Annotated in this window: 12 protein-coding genes; 3 read left to right on the forward strand and 9 right to left on the reverse strand. The window is 41.3% G+C overall.

The features are described 5' to 3' along the window. Window positions 1–72 precede the first annotated feature (72 nt). From J0L83_06945 to J0L83_06955, 3 genes are all read left to right on the forward strand, one after another. Window positions 73–849 carry a WecB/TagA/CpsF family glycosyltransferase gene (locus tag J0L83_06945; protein MBN8664288.1) on the forward strand — a complete coding sequence of 259 codons (777 nt, stop codon included), beginning with the start codon at window positions 73–75 and terminating at the stop codon, window positions 847–849. A gap of 101 nt (window positions 850–950) precedes the next feature. Next, entirely contained in the window at window positions 951–2354 is a 1404-nt protein-coding gene (locus tag J0L83_06950; protein ID MBN8664289.1) for an undecaprenyl-phosphate glucose phosphotransferase, read from the forward strand. 22 nt (window positions 2355–2376) lie between these two features. Next, window positions 2377–3996 (forward strand): hypothetical protein, encoded by a 1620-nt coding sequence (locus tag J0L83_06955; protein MBN8664290.1) that lies wholly within the window; start codon window positions 2377–2379, stop codon window positions 3994–3996. Here J0L83_06955 and J0L83_06960 read toward each other — a convergent pair. From J0L83_06960 to J0L83_07000, 9 genes are read right to left on the reverse strand one after another with little or no spacing between them, the layout of a single operon-like run. Next, window positions 3981–4802: a hypothetical protein gene (locus J0L83_06960; GenBank protein MBN8664291.1), complete on the reverse strand. Its 822-nt coding sequence runs from the start codon at window positions 4800–4802 to the stop codon at window positions 3981–3983. The two genes, J0L83_06955 and J0L83_06960, sit on opposite strands and share 16 nt — an antisense overlap. Beyond that, window positions 4786–6093, reverse strand: coding sequence for a polysaccharide biosynthesis C-terminal domain-containing protein (locus J0L83_06965; GenBank protein ID MBN8664292.1), 1308 nt, complete (start codon window positions 6091–6093; stop codon window positions 4786–4788). Before J0L83_06965 ends, J0L83_06960 begins: the two co-directional genes overlap by 17 nt. After that, a complete protein-coding gene (locus tag J0L83_06970) occupies window positions 6062–7357 on the reverse strand; it encodes an O-antigen ligase family protein (GenBank protein ID MBN8664293.1) in 1296 nt (431 codons plus the stop codon). The genes J0L83_06965 and J0L83_06970 overlap by 32 nt, the downstream gene beginning before the upstream one ends. After that, window positions 7357–8091, reverse strand: coding sequence for a glycosyltransferase family 25 protein (locus tag J0L83_06975; GenBank protein MBN8664294.1), 735 nt, complete (start codon window positions 8089–8091; stop codon window positions 7357–7359). Before J0L83_06975 ends, J0L83_06970 begins: the two co-directional genes overlap by 1 nt. After that, window positions 8088–8996, reverse strand: a complete 909-nt coding sequence (locus J0L83_06980; GenBank protein ID MBN8664295.1) for a glycosyltransferase — start codon at window positions 8994–8996, stop codon at window positions 8088–8090. The genes J0L83_06975 and J0L83_06980 overlap by 4 nt, the downstream gene beginning before the upstream one ends. Window positions 8997–9012: 16 nt before the next feature. Further along, window positions 9013–10062 carry a hypothetical protein gene (locus J0L83_06985; protein ID MBN8664296.1) on the reverse strand — a complete coding sequence of 350 codons (1050 nt, stop codon included), beginning with the start codon at window positions 10060–10062 and terminating at the stop codon, window positions 9013–9015. Between the two features lie 9 nt (window positions 10063–10071). Continuing rightward, window positions 10072–12516 carry an SLBB domain-containing protein gene (locus J0L83_06990; GenBank protein MBN8664297.1) on the reverse strand — a complete coding sequence of 815 codons (2445 nt, stop codon included), beginning with the start codon at window positions 12514–12516 and terminating at the stop codon, window positions 10072–10074. Window positions 12517–12554: 38 nt separating this feature from the next. After that, window positions 12555–14162, reverse strand: a complete 1608-nt coding sequence (locus J0L83_06995; GenBank protein ID MBN8664298.1) for a hypothetical protein — start codon at window positions 14160–14162, stop codon at window positions 12555–12557. Window positions 14163–14206: 44 nt separating this feature from the next. Continuing rightward, on the reverse strand, window positions 14207–15580 hold the full coding sequence (locus J0L83_07000; protein MBN8664299.1) for a hypothetical protein: 1374 nt from the start codon (window positions 15578–15580) through the stop codon (window positions 14207–14209). Window positions 15581–17366: the final 1786 nt, after the last annotated feature.

Genomic DNA, 17366 nt, shown 5'->3' on the forward strand with positions numbered 1-17366 from the left:
ACAAGTATTCCAGTAAAGATGGGCTAATTGCCATCCTACTAGCTAATTTTACAAAACAGCAGTACTCTATCCATGAAGCATGCATCCCCACAAAAGGTCAATATTGGCGGCACATATATTAGCAATGTTTCCTTGGAAGACACTTTGGAGATTTTCTCAGAAGCCATTGAAAATCACGTAAAAAAAAGAGTATGTGTGATTCCGGTGAATTGTATTGTATGGGCCGGAGAAAATAAAGCACTTCAGCAGATCTATAACACAGCTGATCTCGCCCTATGTGATGGAGTACCCATTCTATGGATGTCTAAACTATTTGGTACGCCTTTGAAAGGGCGGGTAACCGGCTTGGATTTACTTCCCCGCTTTATAAAAGTTTGCGCGGAAAAAAACTATTCAATCTTCCTTTTGGGTGCCAAGCCAGGTGTAGGCAATCAATTAGCCGAACAAATGCAAAAAACATATCCTGCTCTGCGCATTAGCGGCATCTATACTCCACCAATGGCCGCAAGTTTTTCTGAAGAAGAAAACCAACGCATGGTTGACCTGATAAACGCTGCAGCACCCGATATTGTATGGGTAAGTCTCTCTGCCCCCAAACAAGATTATTGGATTGCAGAACACTTTACCAAACTCAACACAAAAATTGTGATTGGCGTAGGTGGTGCATTTGAAGTAAGTGCGGGGCTAATTGCCCGTGCACCTAAATGGATGCAACAGAATGGACTTGAATGGCTATTCCGCTTCTTGCAGGAACCGAAAAGACTTTTTTACCGTTACTTCATTGAAGCCCCGCGTATTATACCGCTTATCTTAAAACAGCTTTTTTTACAAAAAGATAAACATGCATAATATTTATATACTTAGCTGCAAATGCACAGAAAATAGACAGATTCAAGTATTTTAGAGCACCCAAATTGAATACCACAAACAGTAGTTAACCGGAATAACACATGTCAAGAAGAATCAACCGATATATTGTTATTCGCTACTTGATCGATAGTCCGGTAATTGGTCTCTCTTATCTTTTAGCCATCAGGCTAACCGACATACAAAAGTTTGAATCCCTGAGCTATGGAGATTATCTCTTTTTACTCTTGTCGATTGCCATTTGGTATATCGTAGCTTCTTTCTCACACTTATACGCAGAAAGACGTTCTAACAAGTTTTCTGAAGAAATCATTTTTACGGTCTATACCTTAACACTGTTTTCCATAGCACTTAGTTCTGCTTCCTTTTTCCTGCAAAAGGAGCTTGAAATGGATGCAGGTGTGATTGGCCGTATGCTACTAGTTGCATTTCCACTATTAATTGCAACAAAATACCTGATCAGAAAGTACCTGCACGCGGCCATCCACCAGGGTAGGTTGTACGATAATTTATTAATTGTGGGTGCTACCAACTCCGGCATGCACTTCTATGAAACCATTAACAAGTATTATTACTACGGTTATAAATGCATTGGCTTTGTAGATGACCATACTCCCGCCATGAATGGGTGTCCCTACAAAGGCCGTGTACAAGATCTGGGAACCATACTGAAGAAAGAGAGAGTTGATGAAGTAATTATTGCCTTGCCCAATCAGGAAAGTGGTAGAATCAGGGATTGCATTGATATCTGTGATCAATACGCTACCAAAACAAGGATTATTCCCGATGCATTTCAATTTGCAGCTGCAACTGCGCAAGTGAATAATATCGGACTACTTCCGGTATTGAATATTCGTTCACTCCCGCTTGATAAAATAGAGAACCAGGCTTTAAAGCGCACTTTTGATATTTTATTCTCACTCAGTTTTTTCATCCTCATGGGTAGCTGGTTGATGCCACTGATCGCTTTAGCCATTAAACTGACTTCAAGAGGTCCGATTATTTTTAAGCAGGAAAGATGGGGACTCAATAACGAAAAAATCATTTGCTATAAGTTTAGAACCATGGTGCACGACAGTGCTGATATTGATCAGAATGGTTTATACAACCAAGCCACAAAAGATGATCCGCGCATCACTCCAATAGGTGCTTTACTTCGTAAAACCAATATGGATGAGTTACCTCAGTTCTGGAATGTATTATTAGGTAACATGTCTGTTGTTGGTCCGCGCCCTCACCCAACACCGCTTAACCTCGAGTCTATGCATACAGTTGATAATTACATGCTGAGACATATTGTATTGCCAGGCATTACCGGATGGGCACAGGTAAATGGCTTTAGAGGGGAAACAAGAAAAGAAGGATCTATGCAGCAAAGAGTGGACTTCGACTTATACTATATCCATCGCTGGACATTTTGGCTTGATTGTCAGATTATTTTACAAACAGTTATCAATATTCTCAGAGGTGATCAAAATGCCTATTAGTAAAGCTGTTCAACACCATTTCATGAAAAGACTATTCACTATTTGTATCTACATATTCATTCCTATCAGTGTGTTTTCACAGGTAATCTGGGAAAACCACAGAAGTGAAGTGTATCCTTATTTGTATCGAATGGCGCAAAAAGGACTGATCGAATTTCATGATATGATACAACCACTCAGTCGGGCCTATATTGGTAAACGACTGATGCAATTGGATTCTCTTAGAACAAAACTGAGCAAAACAGAAAAATCTGAACTCGACTTCTACTTACAAGAGTTCAAGCCTTTATCTCAGCCAAATAACCAACTTGGCATTGTAGCAAAGGACCAGAACAAAAGACTAAGAGGGCTTTTTTATTCTGGTAAAGACATTCAACTCTATGCCGATCCAATGGCAAGTGTTATGCATGTAAACGGGCTTGGACAATCATTCACACAAACCAGTAATGGATTGCAGTTCTGGGGACAAGCTGGCAAGTTTGGCTTTCAATTCTATTATCGTGATTATACAGAAAGAGGTACAGGCTTAGATAGTTTCAGGGCCGAAAGTCCGGAAACCAATATCATTAAGTTATTCAGCAATAACCCCCAAAAGCAAAACTTCACGGAAGTAAGGGCACATATCAGTTATGCATGGAAAAATGGTTCAATCAGTATCGGCAAGGATCAACTAATTCATGGCTATGGAGAGAATGGACGAATCATTTTATCTGATAAAGCACCTTCCTACCCTTTTATCAGATTTGATTATCAACCGCTAAAATGGTTACGCTTTCATTATGCAAATGCTTGGCTGAATTCCAATATTATCGACAGTAACGCCACTTATGGAACAGGCAACCCAGTGAGTACAGGTACAAGAATTCAGTACATACCTAAATACCTTGCAACCCATGCGATCATCATCAGCCCCAAAAAAGGTATTGACTTGTCTATTGGTGAATCCATTGTTTACAGCGATAACATGGACCTTGGCTTTTTAATTCCCATTAACTTCTTTAAAGTATACGATAACAACAGAAGTAATTATGATATCCGCGCCGGCTCTAACGGACAATTTTTCTTCCAGGGAAGTGCCAGAAATATTCTCAAGAACACGCATTTCTATACAACGGTTTTTATAGATGAGATCAGGGTCTCCACCATGTTCAACAAACAGAAAAGTAGAAACCAGCTTGGCTATACCGTAGGTGCTTCTATCACTGATATTGTGCTCCCTTATTTAACAATAGGTACCGAGTATACCCGAGTAAATCCTTTTGTCTATGGCAATTTGGTACCGGCACAGCTTTATACACAACACAGTGCACCACTTGGCGATTGGATGGGTAATAATTTTGACCGATTCATCCTTTTTGCAAAATACACGCCTATTCCAAAACTGAGGACTTATTTCAGGATTCAACAAATTCAGAAAGGAGGTGCGGGTACAGTTGTTCAGCAGTATGAAGCAGAACCACAACCACCTTTTCTATTCGACTTCCAGAAAAAAAGAACCGACCTGTTTATGCAAGTCGGTTATGAATGGCTGAACAATCTTTACTTCAATGCAAATTATCTGTGGCTAAATGAAGAAAGACAAAACGGTCAAAAACTTTCTGGCAGCAGGTTCTCTATTGGGGTAAGCTATGGATTAAGGTAGTTAGAACCAAATACCTTATGCTTTGCCAAACTCATAACATGTGGAGTGAAAAACGCCTTGCTTAATCCTCTTGGATGGAGTATATAATGTGGTTTCCCCAATAATTGGCAAAGATGTGCCTGCAGGCTATCCGGACAAAAAACGAGCTCGCTTTCCATGATCCGTTCGACCAGCTCTTGAAAGCTGGAATACAGAAAATCGTTTTCACTTATCTCAGCATGCTGATTGTTTGCATAAAAGCCTGCTTGAACGATGGCATTATCTGCAAACGACTGTTTGATATAAAGGATATCTGCCGATGGTATATTTCGAAAGGCTTGTCTTGCAGTCGGCAAAATCAAGACACGGTTTGGTTTGATGGGATGGCTAATGGCTGGATAAGCTGCATGAAAAAAATTGGCATAGGAGGCATACACAAAGGAACCTGCTGCAATGGATGAGCATTTTTTGTTAACCAACATACTAAGCAACCATTTCCGGGATTTTTGCTCAACAACCAAATCGCCTGTTGGTAATTCATCCAGTATCAGCTGCAGCTGCTTCAGCTCTTGATATGTATTGGCATTGAACAAATACTTATTGGTAAACACACCTAATAATGAATGACGGATACCGATTTCTTTGAATTGAATGTTGATTCCATCCAAATTAAGATGAAGCCTTAACGCCTCAAACAAGGGTTTCAGGTGAGCGGAAGCAATCACTTGATAACCCAAAGGATTTGCTGCGTTCAGCAACGCATTCAATAAAATAGTGAAATCACCATAAGCCCTTAATGCCAGAATGTATTTATGCTGTCGGCTCATGACTTAGTTTATGCTGAAGCTGTTGAAAAAGGTACCAAAAACTAAACCATAAGCTTGTGACAGTTAGTGCTGCAATGCTAGCTATCACTACACCTAATATTCCATAAATAGGAATCAACCAATAACTAAGCATCAAGCCTAGTATACCCTGAACCATTGAAACAATCGTTGGGTAACGATTCATTTTAAGGGCCGTTAAAAAGACTACAGGCACATGCTCAATAATTAAGAGCAAAATCAAAAAAGTATATCCGATATAGGTAAATAGTATTTCCTGATCTTCCATGCCGGACCATGCGACAAATAAATATTTTCCGATTGTCAGCAATATGAAAACGGCTATTACACATAATACAGTTATTCTAAGTGCAACAGTTTTGAACTGTGCAAACAATTGCTTCCAACTATTGGATGATTCCAAAATGGCGATTGTAGGAAATAAAATCAAAGTGAAATTTCCCATCCCGATTCTTACCACTTCATAAAAACGGGTGATTAATACGTATTTTGATACAGCCTGCGCATCCAATAAATTTCCCATCAAAATGGTTTGCGCGTTGTATACCAAAACGCCTGAACAAGCTGCCAAGAAGAACCAAATAGAATACTTGAAATGATGAATCAAATCTTTCCACTTACAATATCGCCAATGTAGTTCAAAGCAGCGTTCACGCTTAGAAAACCAATACAAAGCCACTAAATACAAAAAGTTAGTAAGCACCATGGCTACAAAAACCCCTTGTAGCCCGAATCTCGTAGCTCCAATATACACGGCTAGTGTTTCCAGAATGGTTTTGACAACCCTGATGGATTTGCCTAAGAATATTTTATTGACTGATTGCAGCACAATATCGAAGAGCAAAGCGCCCAATTGTAATACAACCAAAAGACTCAGCAATAGTGATTGTTGAATAGTAAAGCCCGTGTTTTGTATTAAACCAAAATGGCTGAGTGCACTGTAAACACCAAATGTAATTGGTAGCAACCCAAGGAAGAAACAACAACCGCCGGAGATTAATGAAGATGCTTTCTCAGGTTCATGAATCAGCCTTCGTAACAAGCCCATATTATAGCCTAAATCAAAGATGAGGCTAAAAGGTAGTAAGTTTAAAATCAGAATACCATACACACTAAACGATTGCTCACCTAAAACATTCAATAAGAAAGGCGTTAGCCATAATACAGATAAGGCTGCTATGCCCTGTGCAAAAAAACTGGAGATTAAATTCAACCAATAACGCTGATGCGGTATGACGTATTTATGCCATATTGATTGAATGATGGGACGCATGAAGGGAGTCGTTTTCTGCTTTCTTCATCAATAACAATCCAGTAAACAACCAGAAAGGCATCCCTGTTACAGGCCCTTCGAGTGTAACATCAAAACTGGCATTGATGAAAAACGAGACTAATATAAGTGAGTAAATTAATAAATCAGGATTTCCTGTAGGTTTAAAAAGTGGTCTCCACAATAGAAACAGGTAAATTATCCATAATACAAAAAATGGAACGCCATATCTGGCCAGTAAGGTTAGGCTATAATTATGAGGTGATCTGAGACTATCATCGCCAACATTCACTTCATCACTCACAGATAGATTTACCCCCAAGCCTTTACCCTGCCAGAAATAAGGACCGGCAAATGTATAATCGATGATTTTCGTCCACCAGGTTAAACGCCAGACAACATTGTCATTGAGTGTTTTACTAACCTTCCTGGAATCCTGAGCTACTATACTGGTTACATTCTCTTGCAATTGCTCTATTCCAATTTTTCTGCCCTGTGCTTTATCCTCTACCTTGGTAGCCAAGTATAAAGGCAAAGCAATGATTAGCACAATAGGGGCATACTTGATATAACCCAGATACCGTTTACCCTGAACAGTTTTTCGGATCGCAAAGATATAGCCGGCCATAGGCAGGATAAAGGCTAGCATACCACCCCTGCTATAAGTTGCAGAAATCAATAACAGGTAACCAACGAGAAAATAATTTAATTGCAATAATCTAGCCGAGGTTTGCACTTTCCCAGTCAACATGAAGATTAAACAGATAAACAAGTGTACGGCCATGTCGCCGTTCTTATACGCGAGCAAAGGATAATTGCCTACCAGTATAAAATTATTCAAGTCTGGAAAGAAAGTGCGCAAAAGAAAAGAAGCCGTCATCATTATTGGGAAAAAAGCATACACGTTCGCAATTTTTTGCGCTATTGCTTCCTGATTATTCACGAAAAGAAAAGCAATAAATACATAAAATGCATAATTGATCACAAAACTATCCCTGATGGTGTCAACCAGTCCATACTGGGGAATACCAAGTATCAGGTAAACCATCGTCATCAATAAAAAGAATAGGATGAGTATCGTTTCTTTCCGCCAAACGAATGCATAATTGCGGATATCTTTCAATAGGATGAGTATCCCAAGCAACCAAGTAAACTCTGCCAGATACGTATACGCAATCCCCTTATTGAAATAGCAGTAAACAGCATAGACCACCACTAACCAGTTGAGGTAAATATCTTTCAGCCTATTGTTATTGCTTGATGCCATTATTTACAGTATGCAATCACGGTGTTACGGATATCCAGCACAATCATTTTCAACTTTTGCTTATCAGGCGATTCAGGTCTTTCGCCAATCATACTGGCTTCTGCTTTTTCAGAAATCAATTCAGGCAAAACAGCCCCAATACGCAGATAGCCGGGTTCAATGTAACGCTTAAACTCATCTACCGGAAAAGCAATCTTACTTGTTTGTTGCAGCAAATGCTGCGCTGCTTTTTTATTTAAAGTATATCCATATCCACCTGATACAGTTTTCATAAAGGGCGTTCCATAAATAAAACCATCTGCAAGTTCTTTTTTCGTACTACGTAAGATACGCGTATGCCCCAACCAAGAACCAAAGAAAAACATATCATACTGCTGCGTAAGCATGGAATAATATTCTGCAAAAACAGCAGGATCATTCATCCAGCTATCACTTTCCAACACCAGAAAAGCATCCGTATCATTTGACGCCTCTTGCACTATTTTGTGCCAGATTTTTCTGCTGGATAATAAAACTCCGATCTCCCCATGCTTAAGCGCATGTCCGGTGCGTTCTTTAGACAAAGCTTGCAGTTTGGCTAGAAAAGGAATCTTCTCACGAGAAGGATAGATAGCCTCCATTTGCTGAATGCCGGGTAGAAGTTGCATGAGCTGTTGTACACGATCCTGTCTTGCAGTTTCGTGTGCTGCCGTAATGATGAATCCTTTGATATGGCTAAGCGCGTTATGATTCATGCGGCGAAGATGACCTTAGTTTTTTCCAGCCAATTGCCCCCTTCCTTCCCTCTCCATGTTCTCTGCAACATATGCATCAAATCGAATGGCTTCATACAACTTGCAAAGAAACGTCCACGGGTTTTCCGGTAAAACAATTGACGGCTTTGTTCAAACATACGAAATCGCCGCATACTAAAAGATGCATGAACATTGTCTCGGTATTCACTCCCGCCTTCCAGATGTATGATTTGCACAGCCGGAATTAAGTACAGTTTAAAACTTGCTTTATTTGCCCGAAAAGCCCACTCTGTTTCCTCAAAAAACATGAAAAAGTCTTCATCAAATAATCCGATTTGATCTATTACAGATCTGCGTATAAACATAGCCGCTCCTGAAATATAATCCACTAGTTTATTATCATTGCCTTGATTAACAGCACCCAGGCTGATATAGCGCCGATAATATTTCGGCACTACATATTGTAGACCAAAAGCAGCAAATGCAGCAAACCAAGTTGGAAAATTACCATAAGCTTGCACAGATACCCCTTTCTCATTGATCAAATCAGCACCACAGGCAGCTACTTGTTGCCATTCTTCTTGGTCCATCATATGCATAAAAATACCCGCTGCATCATTACACAAACGGGTATCCGGATTCAATAAGAAAAGATAGCGGCCTTTGGCTACGCTTAATGCTGCATTATTGCCCGCACCAAAACCTTTGTTTTCATTCAGTTGGATAAAGACGTAATCATCACTTTGTAATTCATTTTGCAAAGCATCTATTGTACGGTCGGGAGAAGCATTATCCACCAGGATAATTTCATACTTGATTCCTTTGGTGAACTCCCTGATAGAAGCCACACAGTTCAACACCAATGCTGCTGAATTATAATTGACTATGATAAAGGATACATCCATATCCAGTCAGGTTCAGCTATGGTTTAACAGATGGATACGTAAAGAAGGTCCAGAGTAATCCCGCTCCAATAACTACCCCCCATGCAAACAAGACAAGTACAAACCAAGGTGTACGGCCATCTTCGAGCGGATATTTTGGCGTATCTAATAAATTGATGACGGGGGTTTGTGCAGCCAGTGACATTCTGCTGGCTTCTAGATTTTTGGTTACTTCTGTATATAAAGCGTAGGCCAATGTCTTTTGCCTTTGAGATAACTCACCAGGTACCGCCGCTGCCTTAAAAGCAATGTTTGCATCCAAAATTTGCTGGGTGGCAGTTTCGTAAGTTTTGGCATTCAATATTGCAGATAAAGAATCAGCTCTTTTTTCCAATCGCTGCAGTTGCTGTTGTGCAACAGCTGTTTTAATACCAATATAGTAGGCAATTGTTGCATTCACCAAGCGCTCTGAAAAGAGCTTGGAAAATACTTCGTCCCTACTTGTTGCAGTCACCTTAATGATGGTACCTTTTTTATTTAAACGATCTACCAATAAGTGTTTCTTGCCAATTTGCTTATACACCAAATAGAGCAAACTATCTCTCAAACGATCACCGGCTGCATAGCCTTTGAAACTCAGGGTATCGATACCGGCAATTTTCTTCCACTTTTTTTGTTTCAGCTGTTCCGAATCAATAAATAACTCTACCAAACGACGCTGCTTGTTTTGTGCAACTTGCACATCACTCAGCAAAACTTGCTCAATAATAGATCTTGAACCTAAGATATCCAGCACATTATCTCCGGCAAAGATACCATTGCTACCTGCCATGCTACTTATGTCAAAACCAAACTGAGACGCCAATCCAGCCAATCCACTACCACTCGTTTTTTCTTCCAGAATAAAAGTTGCTTCAGCAGTAAAACTTGGCTTTTGAAAGAAATGATAACCTAGTGCTAATAAAGATAATACAACACCGAGCAGCATGATGCGCACAAGCTGCTTGCGCAAATGCTGCAAGTAAGCACCCACCTCAGCTAATACTGTTCGCATTTGTACGATCTCTGTTTCTTTCTCCTGCATCATGTACAAGCTTTATTTGGTTGCATTGGTCAAGACCACTAATACACTAATCAAAGAGGTAAGCCCTGTTACGATGCCAATCACTTCACCGGTAGACAGCTTTACCTTGGCTCTTTTTTCAGGTACATAGATTTCAGTACCAGGTTTTATGCTAGGATAAAAACGCAGGAACAAGAAATTACGCGTTTTACGCACCTGCCCATTGGGATAAATCACATAGGCATTTTTACGTGAAGCATTCAGGCTGTATCTACCAGATTCGCGCAAAGCGTCTCTGAAGCTGATACCATCATAATAAACGATTTGTTTAGGCACATTCACCGCACCAAAGGTTTGAATGGTTTGCAGTTCTTTCGGCACTTTCAATATATCTCCTTCCACTAAGAACAAATCCTCCGCAGATCCTGGATTATTCAAAATTTGGTCTAAGCGAATACCCACCGGTTTTTGCTGTTTGTTCAAAGTATTGATCAACGAGCTATCCACTGCACCGCCAGCAGCTTTTCCACTCTGTGTATTGATAAGGCTGTTCTTTGAACTCAATACAGTAACATCTGATGCTGATACATCTCTGTAAACATTTCTCAACAACATGGCACCACCTGCAAAACCTTTTTGCTTGAGTCCGCCCGCTCTCTTTATCAGGTCAGAAATGCGCTCAGCATTACCACTTAATGTGTATTTGCCTGGGAAAACCACTTCACCTTCTACAGAAACAGTGATCTGTTCTTTGTACACAGGCGATTTACGCACAGATACAATATCAAAAGGTAACAACTTAAATTCAAGATCAGCTTTGGATGGGTTAGCCAGATTGATTTCCTTGATCATCGAATACACAGCGCTGTCTTTCTGATAGACACCCGGCATACGCAATCTTCTGGACACTTCAATATTCTGCAAAGCAGCACCATCGCGATAACCTTCAGCCAATAAAACTAAGTCCTGTACCCCCATGTTCTCTGCATAGGGATAGCTGCCCGGCTTATTCACTTCTCCATTAATCGTAATCGCATATTGCTCGCGTAAATCGGTAATTCGAAATACCTGCACAGAATCTTCACGCTGTAAGAGAATACGTTCTTCATCACGCAACACCTTATTGATGTCAAAAGCAATGATCTCCGGTGTAAAATCCTGTTTCAGACGTTTGATCACCCCTCTGTTCATGAATACATCTTCACGCAATCTTGCAGCTTGTAATAAGTCTTTCAAGCTGGGCAATTGCTGTAAACTATAAGCACCTCCATAATAAACAGCCCCGCTAATGGTTACGCGATTTGCGTATTGATTGGCTAATGAGTCAACAACAAGGGTATCGCCTGTTTGTAAGCGAAAGCTGCTAAGTTGTTGTTGCGGCACGCTGATGATTTCTTTATTGCGCAAGCCCATGCGATACACTCGTATCCATTCTTTATAGGCGATATCGGCAAAGCCTCCTGCATAACGAATGATATCCGCTGCTGATTCCTGCGGCTGTACATCAAACAAAGCAGGTTTTTTCACGGCACCTTTTAGGATGATGCGATTGCTGTATGGGTTGATGCGGATGACATCGCCATCGTTCAGGATGAGGTTTTTGGTCAGGTCTGATTTCAGTAGAAAATCATACAAATCAAATTTCACTACTGTTTTACCGTGACGCACTAATTCAATATCTCTGAAGGAACCTATTTTATTTGGACCACCAGAAACATACAAGGCATTCATCAATGTTGCAAACGATGAAAGCTCATAATTCCCAGGCCAAATCACTTCCCCAATCATGGTAACCTTTATGGTTCGTAATTGCGCCAAGGATACCTGTACACCCACAGAACCATTGGCAATACCAGGATAAATTTTGGTGAGGGCTGATTTCAATTTCAGTCTTGCTTCATCTACGGTTAGTCCTGCTACTTTAATCGGACCGAGATTTGGAAAGCGGATATAGCCTTCTGTATTGACTTTTAATTTTCTTGTGAGATCAGATACACCAAATAAGTCGATACTCAATTGGTCATTCACGCCAATGATATAATTCACCGGCGTGGGAATATTGAGTTCAGGTTCAAAACTCAGCATGGCGGTTTCAAATAGATCGGCGCCAAAAGGTCTGAGTATGGATGTATCGAATGATCTTGGACGAAATGCTTTGATCGGTGTTGCTTTTCTGGATTCGTAGGGATCGTAGCTAGCTTTGTTACCACCTTTGTTCAATTCTGCCACCGTGATCGGATCAATCATGGTCATGCGCTTTTTCAGCTGATTGATCTGGTCTGTGGTTAAGCCCTTCTCTCTTGCTCGGGTTTCCATTTCCAATTCAGACAAGCCAAATAGCTGGTACTGTGTCATCAGCGCAATAATCTGCTGATCGCTGAGACTTTCAATCGGAACATTGGGCAGCTGTGCGTTCACCTGCACCAAGGGTAAACCCAAAAGGCTGAATAACAAGAGAATACTGAATACCTTTTTCATTCCGTCAAAAATAGTGATTAAACAGAGCTGGAAGGCCGCTAATTAAAAAAACGGGTTAGGGTAATGGAGAATCGCTTATTCACCCTGTCTGCTTCAGAAGGTTCGGAAAAAATACTATGGAGCTTCACCCAACGGTAGTTGAGGGCATGGGTGTATTGATAAAACCCGGAAATCAGCCAGGGGCCAATATCCCATTGGGCATTGAGACCATATTGCATATTCACCCAGTAGCGGTCGGCCGTACCTGACCCGATAGTGCCGCTAAAATTGCTGTAAATAGCAAAATCATTGTTATTGGCCACTCGTTCTACCTGAAGGCCAATACGTTTCTTGCCCTGAATCCAGCTCAAGAACAGGCTCTGGCTATTGCTACCCGGACCAATACCTGCCCCCATTACCTGCCCTTCATTGGTATAGCCTTGGGTTACATAAGGATGGGTGTACCAGCTATTGGTTTTGGGAATACTCAAAGGCGCTGCCGGATTATAGACCAATCTTGCATCGGGTAATTGTAGCTGGGTGATTTCTGCGTGTAGCGATAGATATGATGCTTTCTTACCCAATTTCAGGGGAATCAATTTTCGAAACCCTGCCATATAACCGGTTGGTATGGTATCGCCGAAAATATTCCATGGGGCTGCCCATCGGTTGGCCCTGCCGTATTCCATGTATAGTTCTGCTCGTTCTTTGGGCATAATGTAACGCAGACTGATGGCACCGAGACGGGCCGGACGGGCTTTGTTCTCGTGAGGCAAGAGCAATTCCGGAGAAGCTTTGGCACCCACATACTTGGTATAGAAATAACTTACTCCTGAAAAGCCGATATAGAGATGGGGAGTCCATTTGGGATTAAAAACAAACTGATAACCCAGTATGCCTCTGTTCACAGTATCGGGCTTGCCCAGAATACCACCGGCCCAGATATTGCGCATGATGGAATCTTCTTCTGATAGAAAGGGTGTTTTGTTTAACCAACCCCAAACAGCCTGGAATTCGATATTACCCCATTTGGTAGGAATGGGTTTGGTACTATTTACAGAAAAATGCAAAAAGCCCGGTGCCTGATTGGTGAGCACCAAACTATTTCTAATACCAGGCCCCCACCATAGATTCTCTGTAGAAATACCTGCACTGATTTGCTTATGCTGATAACTCAATCTAGACTGGCCGGGTAACCAACGCTGGTACTGTGTTTTACCAAAGCGTGTCAATGCATCAATTTTATTGATGGTGTAGAGATAATATCGTGGCCAGTAATTGCCATTATTGGGATCTCCCGAAAAAGTTTCCGGTTGGGTATTTTCCGCAGTTACATATTCCGGTTGCAATTGCAGAAACCAGTTTTTGTATTGCATGTGTGCACCTAAGGTGATTCTTTGCTGCATGCCAAGAGCCGGTATCATGCTGCCATCATTATCAGAGAGTGTAATACGATCATTTTGATGCAGGGTATAATTCACCAAGCTCAATTGTATGCTAGGCTTCTTGAATGATTGCCCAACAAAACGACTTAGAAAATCTGTACTGGCAGATCTGAGAAAGAAACTACTGGAATCTGCCGAGGTGCTGTCAGTAATCTGTTGTATGCGTTGATGATCCTGCCAAATAATTTCTGCCCCCACATATTGTGCTTTGGCTGTTTGCAAGAGACTGATGCAAAATAGTATGGCTAATATGTGACGGTATGATCTCAAAAGAAATAAACGATTCTACTGGTGAAAAATAAATTGGTCTTGTTCTCTGGCTTCCACGCATAATTGCGTGCACTCACCCATTGTAGTTCTGCAGCTGCTAAGAAATTTTTCCAACGCCGCTGCCCCATAACACCAATGGAAATATCTGTCCAGGCCCATTCGCGCATGCGCATATTATTATCAGGCCCAAACATGCCCTTAGTATCCTGTTGTATTCTTTGTAACTTAAACCCCACTCTATCCAATCCAGTGATTCTTGTCAACTGTAGGGTTTGTACATTATTGCCCATGCCACTGCCGGCACCAAGAATTTGTCCCTGATGGGTTAAGCCTTGATTAACACCACTATGTACGTACCAATTACCAGCGTTGCGTAACATATTGCTGGTAGTTTGTGCCATCTGGGTAATCTCTCCGGAAATATCGAGCACTGCCTTATCTGGCAGGCTCATTAATTTTTTAAAGCCAATGATATAGGCGGAAGCATGGTTGGCATTGGCTGCTAGATCACGGAAGTTTTGTTTATAATCGTTATAGCCATATTCAATATACCATTCCATTTGATGCTTGGGCATTAACCAGCGCAACATCATGGTAAACTGTCCGTCAGTAGCTACTGCTGCACTATTGGCGTTGTCAACAGCAGAAGGCGGACTAAACACCTGCAAATATTTCTTCAAGAACCCTTCTTTTGAATTGGTTAAGTCTGTACCATACAATTGCTGGGAAGCGGCTGCACCTAGGTAGATGTTTTTCAGAAATGATGGTTGCCAAGTGATGATAAAGCAATTGAGGTAACGCCAATCATTTTTAGGACGGGCTTGTTGCAAATAAGCATTTTCAAAAGGTCTGCTGGTATCTTCCGATAAACGACCGGCAATCAATTGCCATTCCAAAGCACCAATGGGTGTTTTGATGGGCCGATTGGTTTGCAACTTCAGGTGCGGAAACCCCGGGGCATTATTGCTCAATAATAGGCTACTGAATTGTCCAGGCCCCCACCAGATGTTCTCAGAAGAAATGCCCAATCCTAACCCAGCTATATTCAGCATGATGGATGACTGTCCCGGAAAAACCTCTTGATAGGCTTTTTCAGGAATGGTACCAAAATATCTTGATGTATCGTAAGCTGTGTTGGCCGCCCAAACAAACTCCGGTCTCAGTCTTATGGTGAGCGGACCAGCTTTGGCATATACACCAGCACCCAGTTGACTTTGCCAGCCCCGCGCCATAATCATACCTGCATCATTCCAGCCATAGGGGCGATTGCCATTGTATTTGGTTTCCCATACGATGGGCATAAGCCCGTATGTAAATGTTTTGGTACTCAAGGCACGCATGGACTTATCGGCCAGGCTATCGCCTAACATAAATGATGTATCAAGATTTCGTTTGGTTTGCTGCGCGATTGGGCGTATGAATAAGCTATTTTTTTCATTCGACTTTCCCAATAGCTGGCCTTGCCTGATCTCGGCATCCCTGTCCCAACCCCATGTGCTGTTTAGTTGCGCATAAGCTGCCGTGCTGGTAATACATACCAGTGATCCGATGCAAATGATTTGCTTCCATGATCGCCAAAACAACCCTTGAATTTGAATCCCCCGTGTAAACATGTGCAACAAAATAACCAAATTTAATCGCTTGTTGATGAATGTGCTAGGATTTTAATGAAAGCATATTATTAGGGCGGCTTGCTTATACTTCGCTACAGCTTCGTTTAACAGGTCACCGAAGCCTTGGCGCAGGTGAGTCTTTGGTCTTTTGCCTTTGGTCTTTGGCTGATGGCTCATGGAATATGGTTTGTAGTTATTTGTTACTAGTTTCATGCATTGTTATAGATAAGCAGCCTTTTCGTTTTTTCTTTCCTCAGTTCTCGTTTTTATAAGCGTTAAGCGTTCAGCATTCTTTGTTCCTTGTTCTATTGCTCTTCTTTTTACAGAGGTTTAACCGCAAAGGCGGAAAGACGCAAAGGGGCGCAAAGAAAACTTCCGCACCTTACGAGAAACCCTAGCTACTCGCTTCTAACTTCTATCTTCTTCCGAATATTTCATTTGAAAATTTATACGCAGTCACTTTTTGCTTTTCACGATGTACTTGTACTAAGTTTTTATCGCTCAGGCCGCTAGGCACTCAAAGCAGGTCTTTTGTATCTGGTCTTTAGTCTTTGGTGTCTATTGTCATATCCAGATTTATGTTGCTAGTTGCTACATTGTGATTTGAAATTTGAGGCTATTATTAGTGTATACTAGGTATCATTTTTTTATTCAAGATATGCTCCCCTGCAATGGGGAGACTGAGGGGTATTTGCACTACTCCGCCTTAAAGGATAATTCTTTTATTAAACCGCAGAGAAAAAGAGATACCAGAGTTAACGCGGAGCATGTTTACTAACAACCACGAAGTGGTTGAATGTGCATAGATAGAGATTTATAAAATGGAAACACAACCACGGAGTGGTTGAATAAAAATTCCTGGTTCATAAAATATTTACCCGTGCATCCGCAGACTAAAGTCTACGGAAATATTTGTAAGATCATCGTTAGATCAAAAGTCAAAAATCAAGCGCCAGACTACTGCAGGCTGAAGCCTACAGTATTGCATGATAAAAAAATCAACAACACAAATGCCGGCCTCAGAAAAATTTCGCGCACATCAAGACGAGTGAAGGGAAATCAGAAAGGCTGTTTGAGTGCGATAGCACGAGTTTCCTTTCTGCCCCGTAACGAGTCGTAGTATGTATCGAAATTTTTCTGCAGCCTTGACCTTTTTGGTTCTTTTTGGGTTAAGTGGTACATCCCGCTTATGCGGGGCCAAAAAGAACATAAATCCTTTTTCACCCTCCTTACGCTAGAGCTTCGGAAGGCAGGCGCGAAGCCTGCGAAGTCATTATTCGCAAGCAAAAATGTTTTCACTTTTCACCTCATCCCACTCCGTATTTCGCAAAAGCTTCGTTTTGACCTCACCCCAGCCCTCTCCAAAGGAGAGGGAGTTTTGATATCAAAAAATGGATGACTTGCGCGCTCGACCAATTTTGCGTGCCTTACGAGAAATGCTAACTGCTGTCTTCTAAGCCTTTTCGTTTTTCTTTCCTCGATTCTCGGTTTTTATGCTTTAAGCCTTTTGCCTTCAGCCTTTTCGTCTTTCAACCAATAGCTA

It is taken from the genome of Chitinophagales bacterium (assembly GCA_017303835.1).
Taxonomy (GTDB): domain Bacteria; phylum Bacteroidota; class Bacteroidia; order Chitinophagales; family Chitinophagaceae; genus JAFLBI01.

What these genes read in the sequence shown, in the direction of transcription:
- J0L83_06980 (MBN8664295.1), bottom strand. Translation starts at nt 8,996, where the DNA reads ATGGATGTATCCTTTATCATAGTCAATTATAATTCAGCAGCATTGGTG.
- J0L83_06950 (MBN8664289.1), top strand. Translation starts at nt 951, where the DNA reads ATGTCAAGAAGAATCAACCGATATATTGTTATTCGCTACTTGATCGAT.
- J0L83_06965 (MBN8664292.1), bottom strand. Translation starts at nt 6,093, where the DNA reads ATGCGTCCCATCATTCAATCAATATGGCATAAATACGTCATACCGCAT.
- J0L83_06985 (MBN8664296.1), bottom strand. Translation starts at nt 10,062, where the DNA reads ATGATGCAGGAGAAAGAAACAGAGATCGTACAAATGCGAACAGTATTA.
- J0L83_06955 (MBN8664290.1), top strand. Translation starts at nt 2,377, where the DNA reads ATGAAAAGACTATTCACTATTTGTATCTACATATTCATTCCTATCAGT.
- J0L83_07000 (MBN8664299.1), bottom strand. Translation starts at nt 15,580, where the DNA reads ATGTTAGGCGATAGCCTGGCCGATAAGTCCATGCGTGCCTTGAGTACC.
- J0L83_06975 (MBN8664294.1), bottom strand. Translation starts at nt 8,091, where the DNA reads ATGAATCATAACGCGCTTAGCCATATCAAAGGATTCATCATTACGGCA.
- J0L83_06970 (MBN8664293.1), bottom strand. Translation starts at nt 7,357, where the DNA reads ATGGCATCAAGCAATAACAATAGGCTGAAAGATATTTACCTCAACTGG.
- J0L83_06945 (MBN8664288.1), top strand. Translation starts at nt 73, where the DNA reads ATGAAGCATGCATCCCCACAAAAGGTCAATATTGGCGGCACATATATT.
- J0L83_06990 (MBN8664297.1), bottom strand. Translation starts at nt 12,516, where the DNA reads ATGAAAAAGGTATTCAGTATTCTCTTGTTATTCAGCCTTTTGGGTTTA.
- J0L83_06960 (MBN8664291.1), bottom strand. Translation starts at nt 4,802, where the DNA reads ATGAGCCGACAGCATAAATACATTCTGGCATTAAGGGCTTATGGTGAT.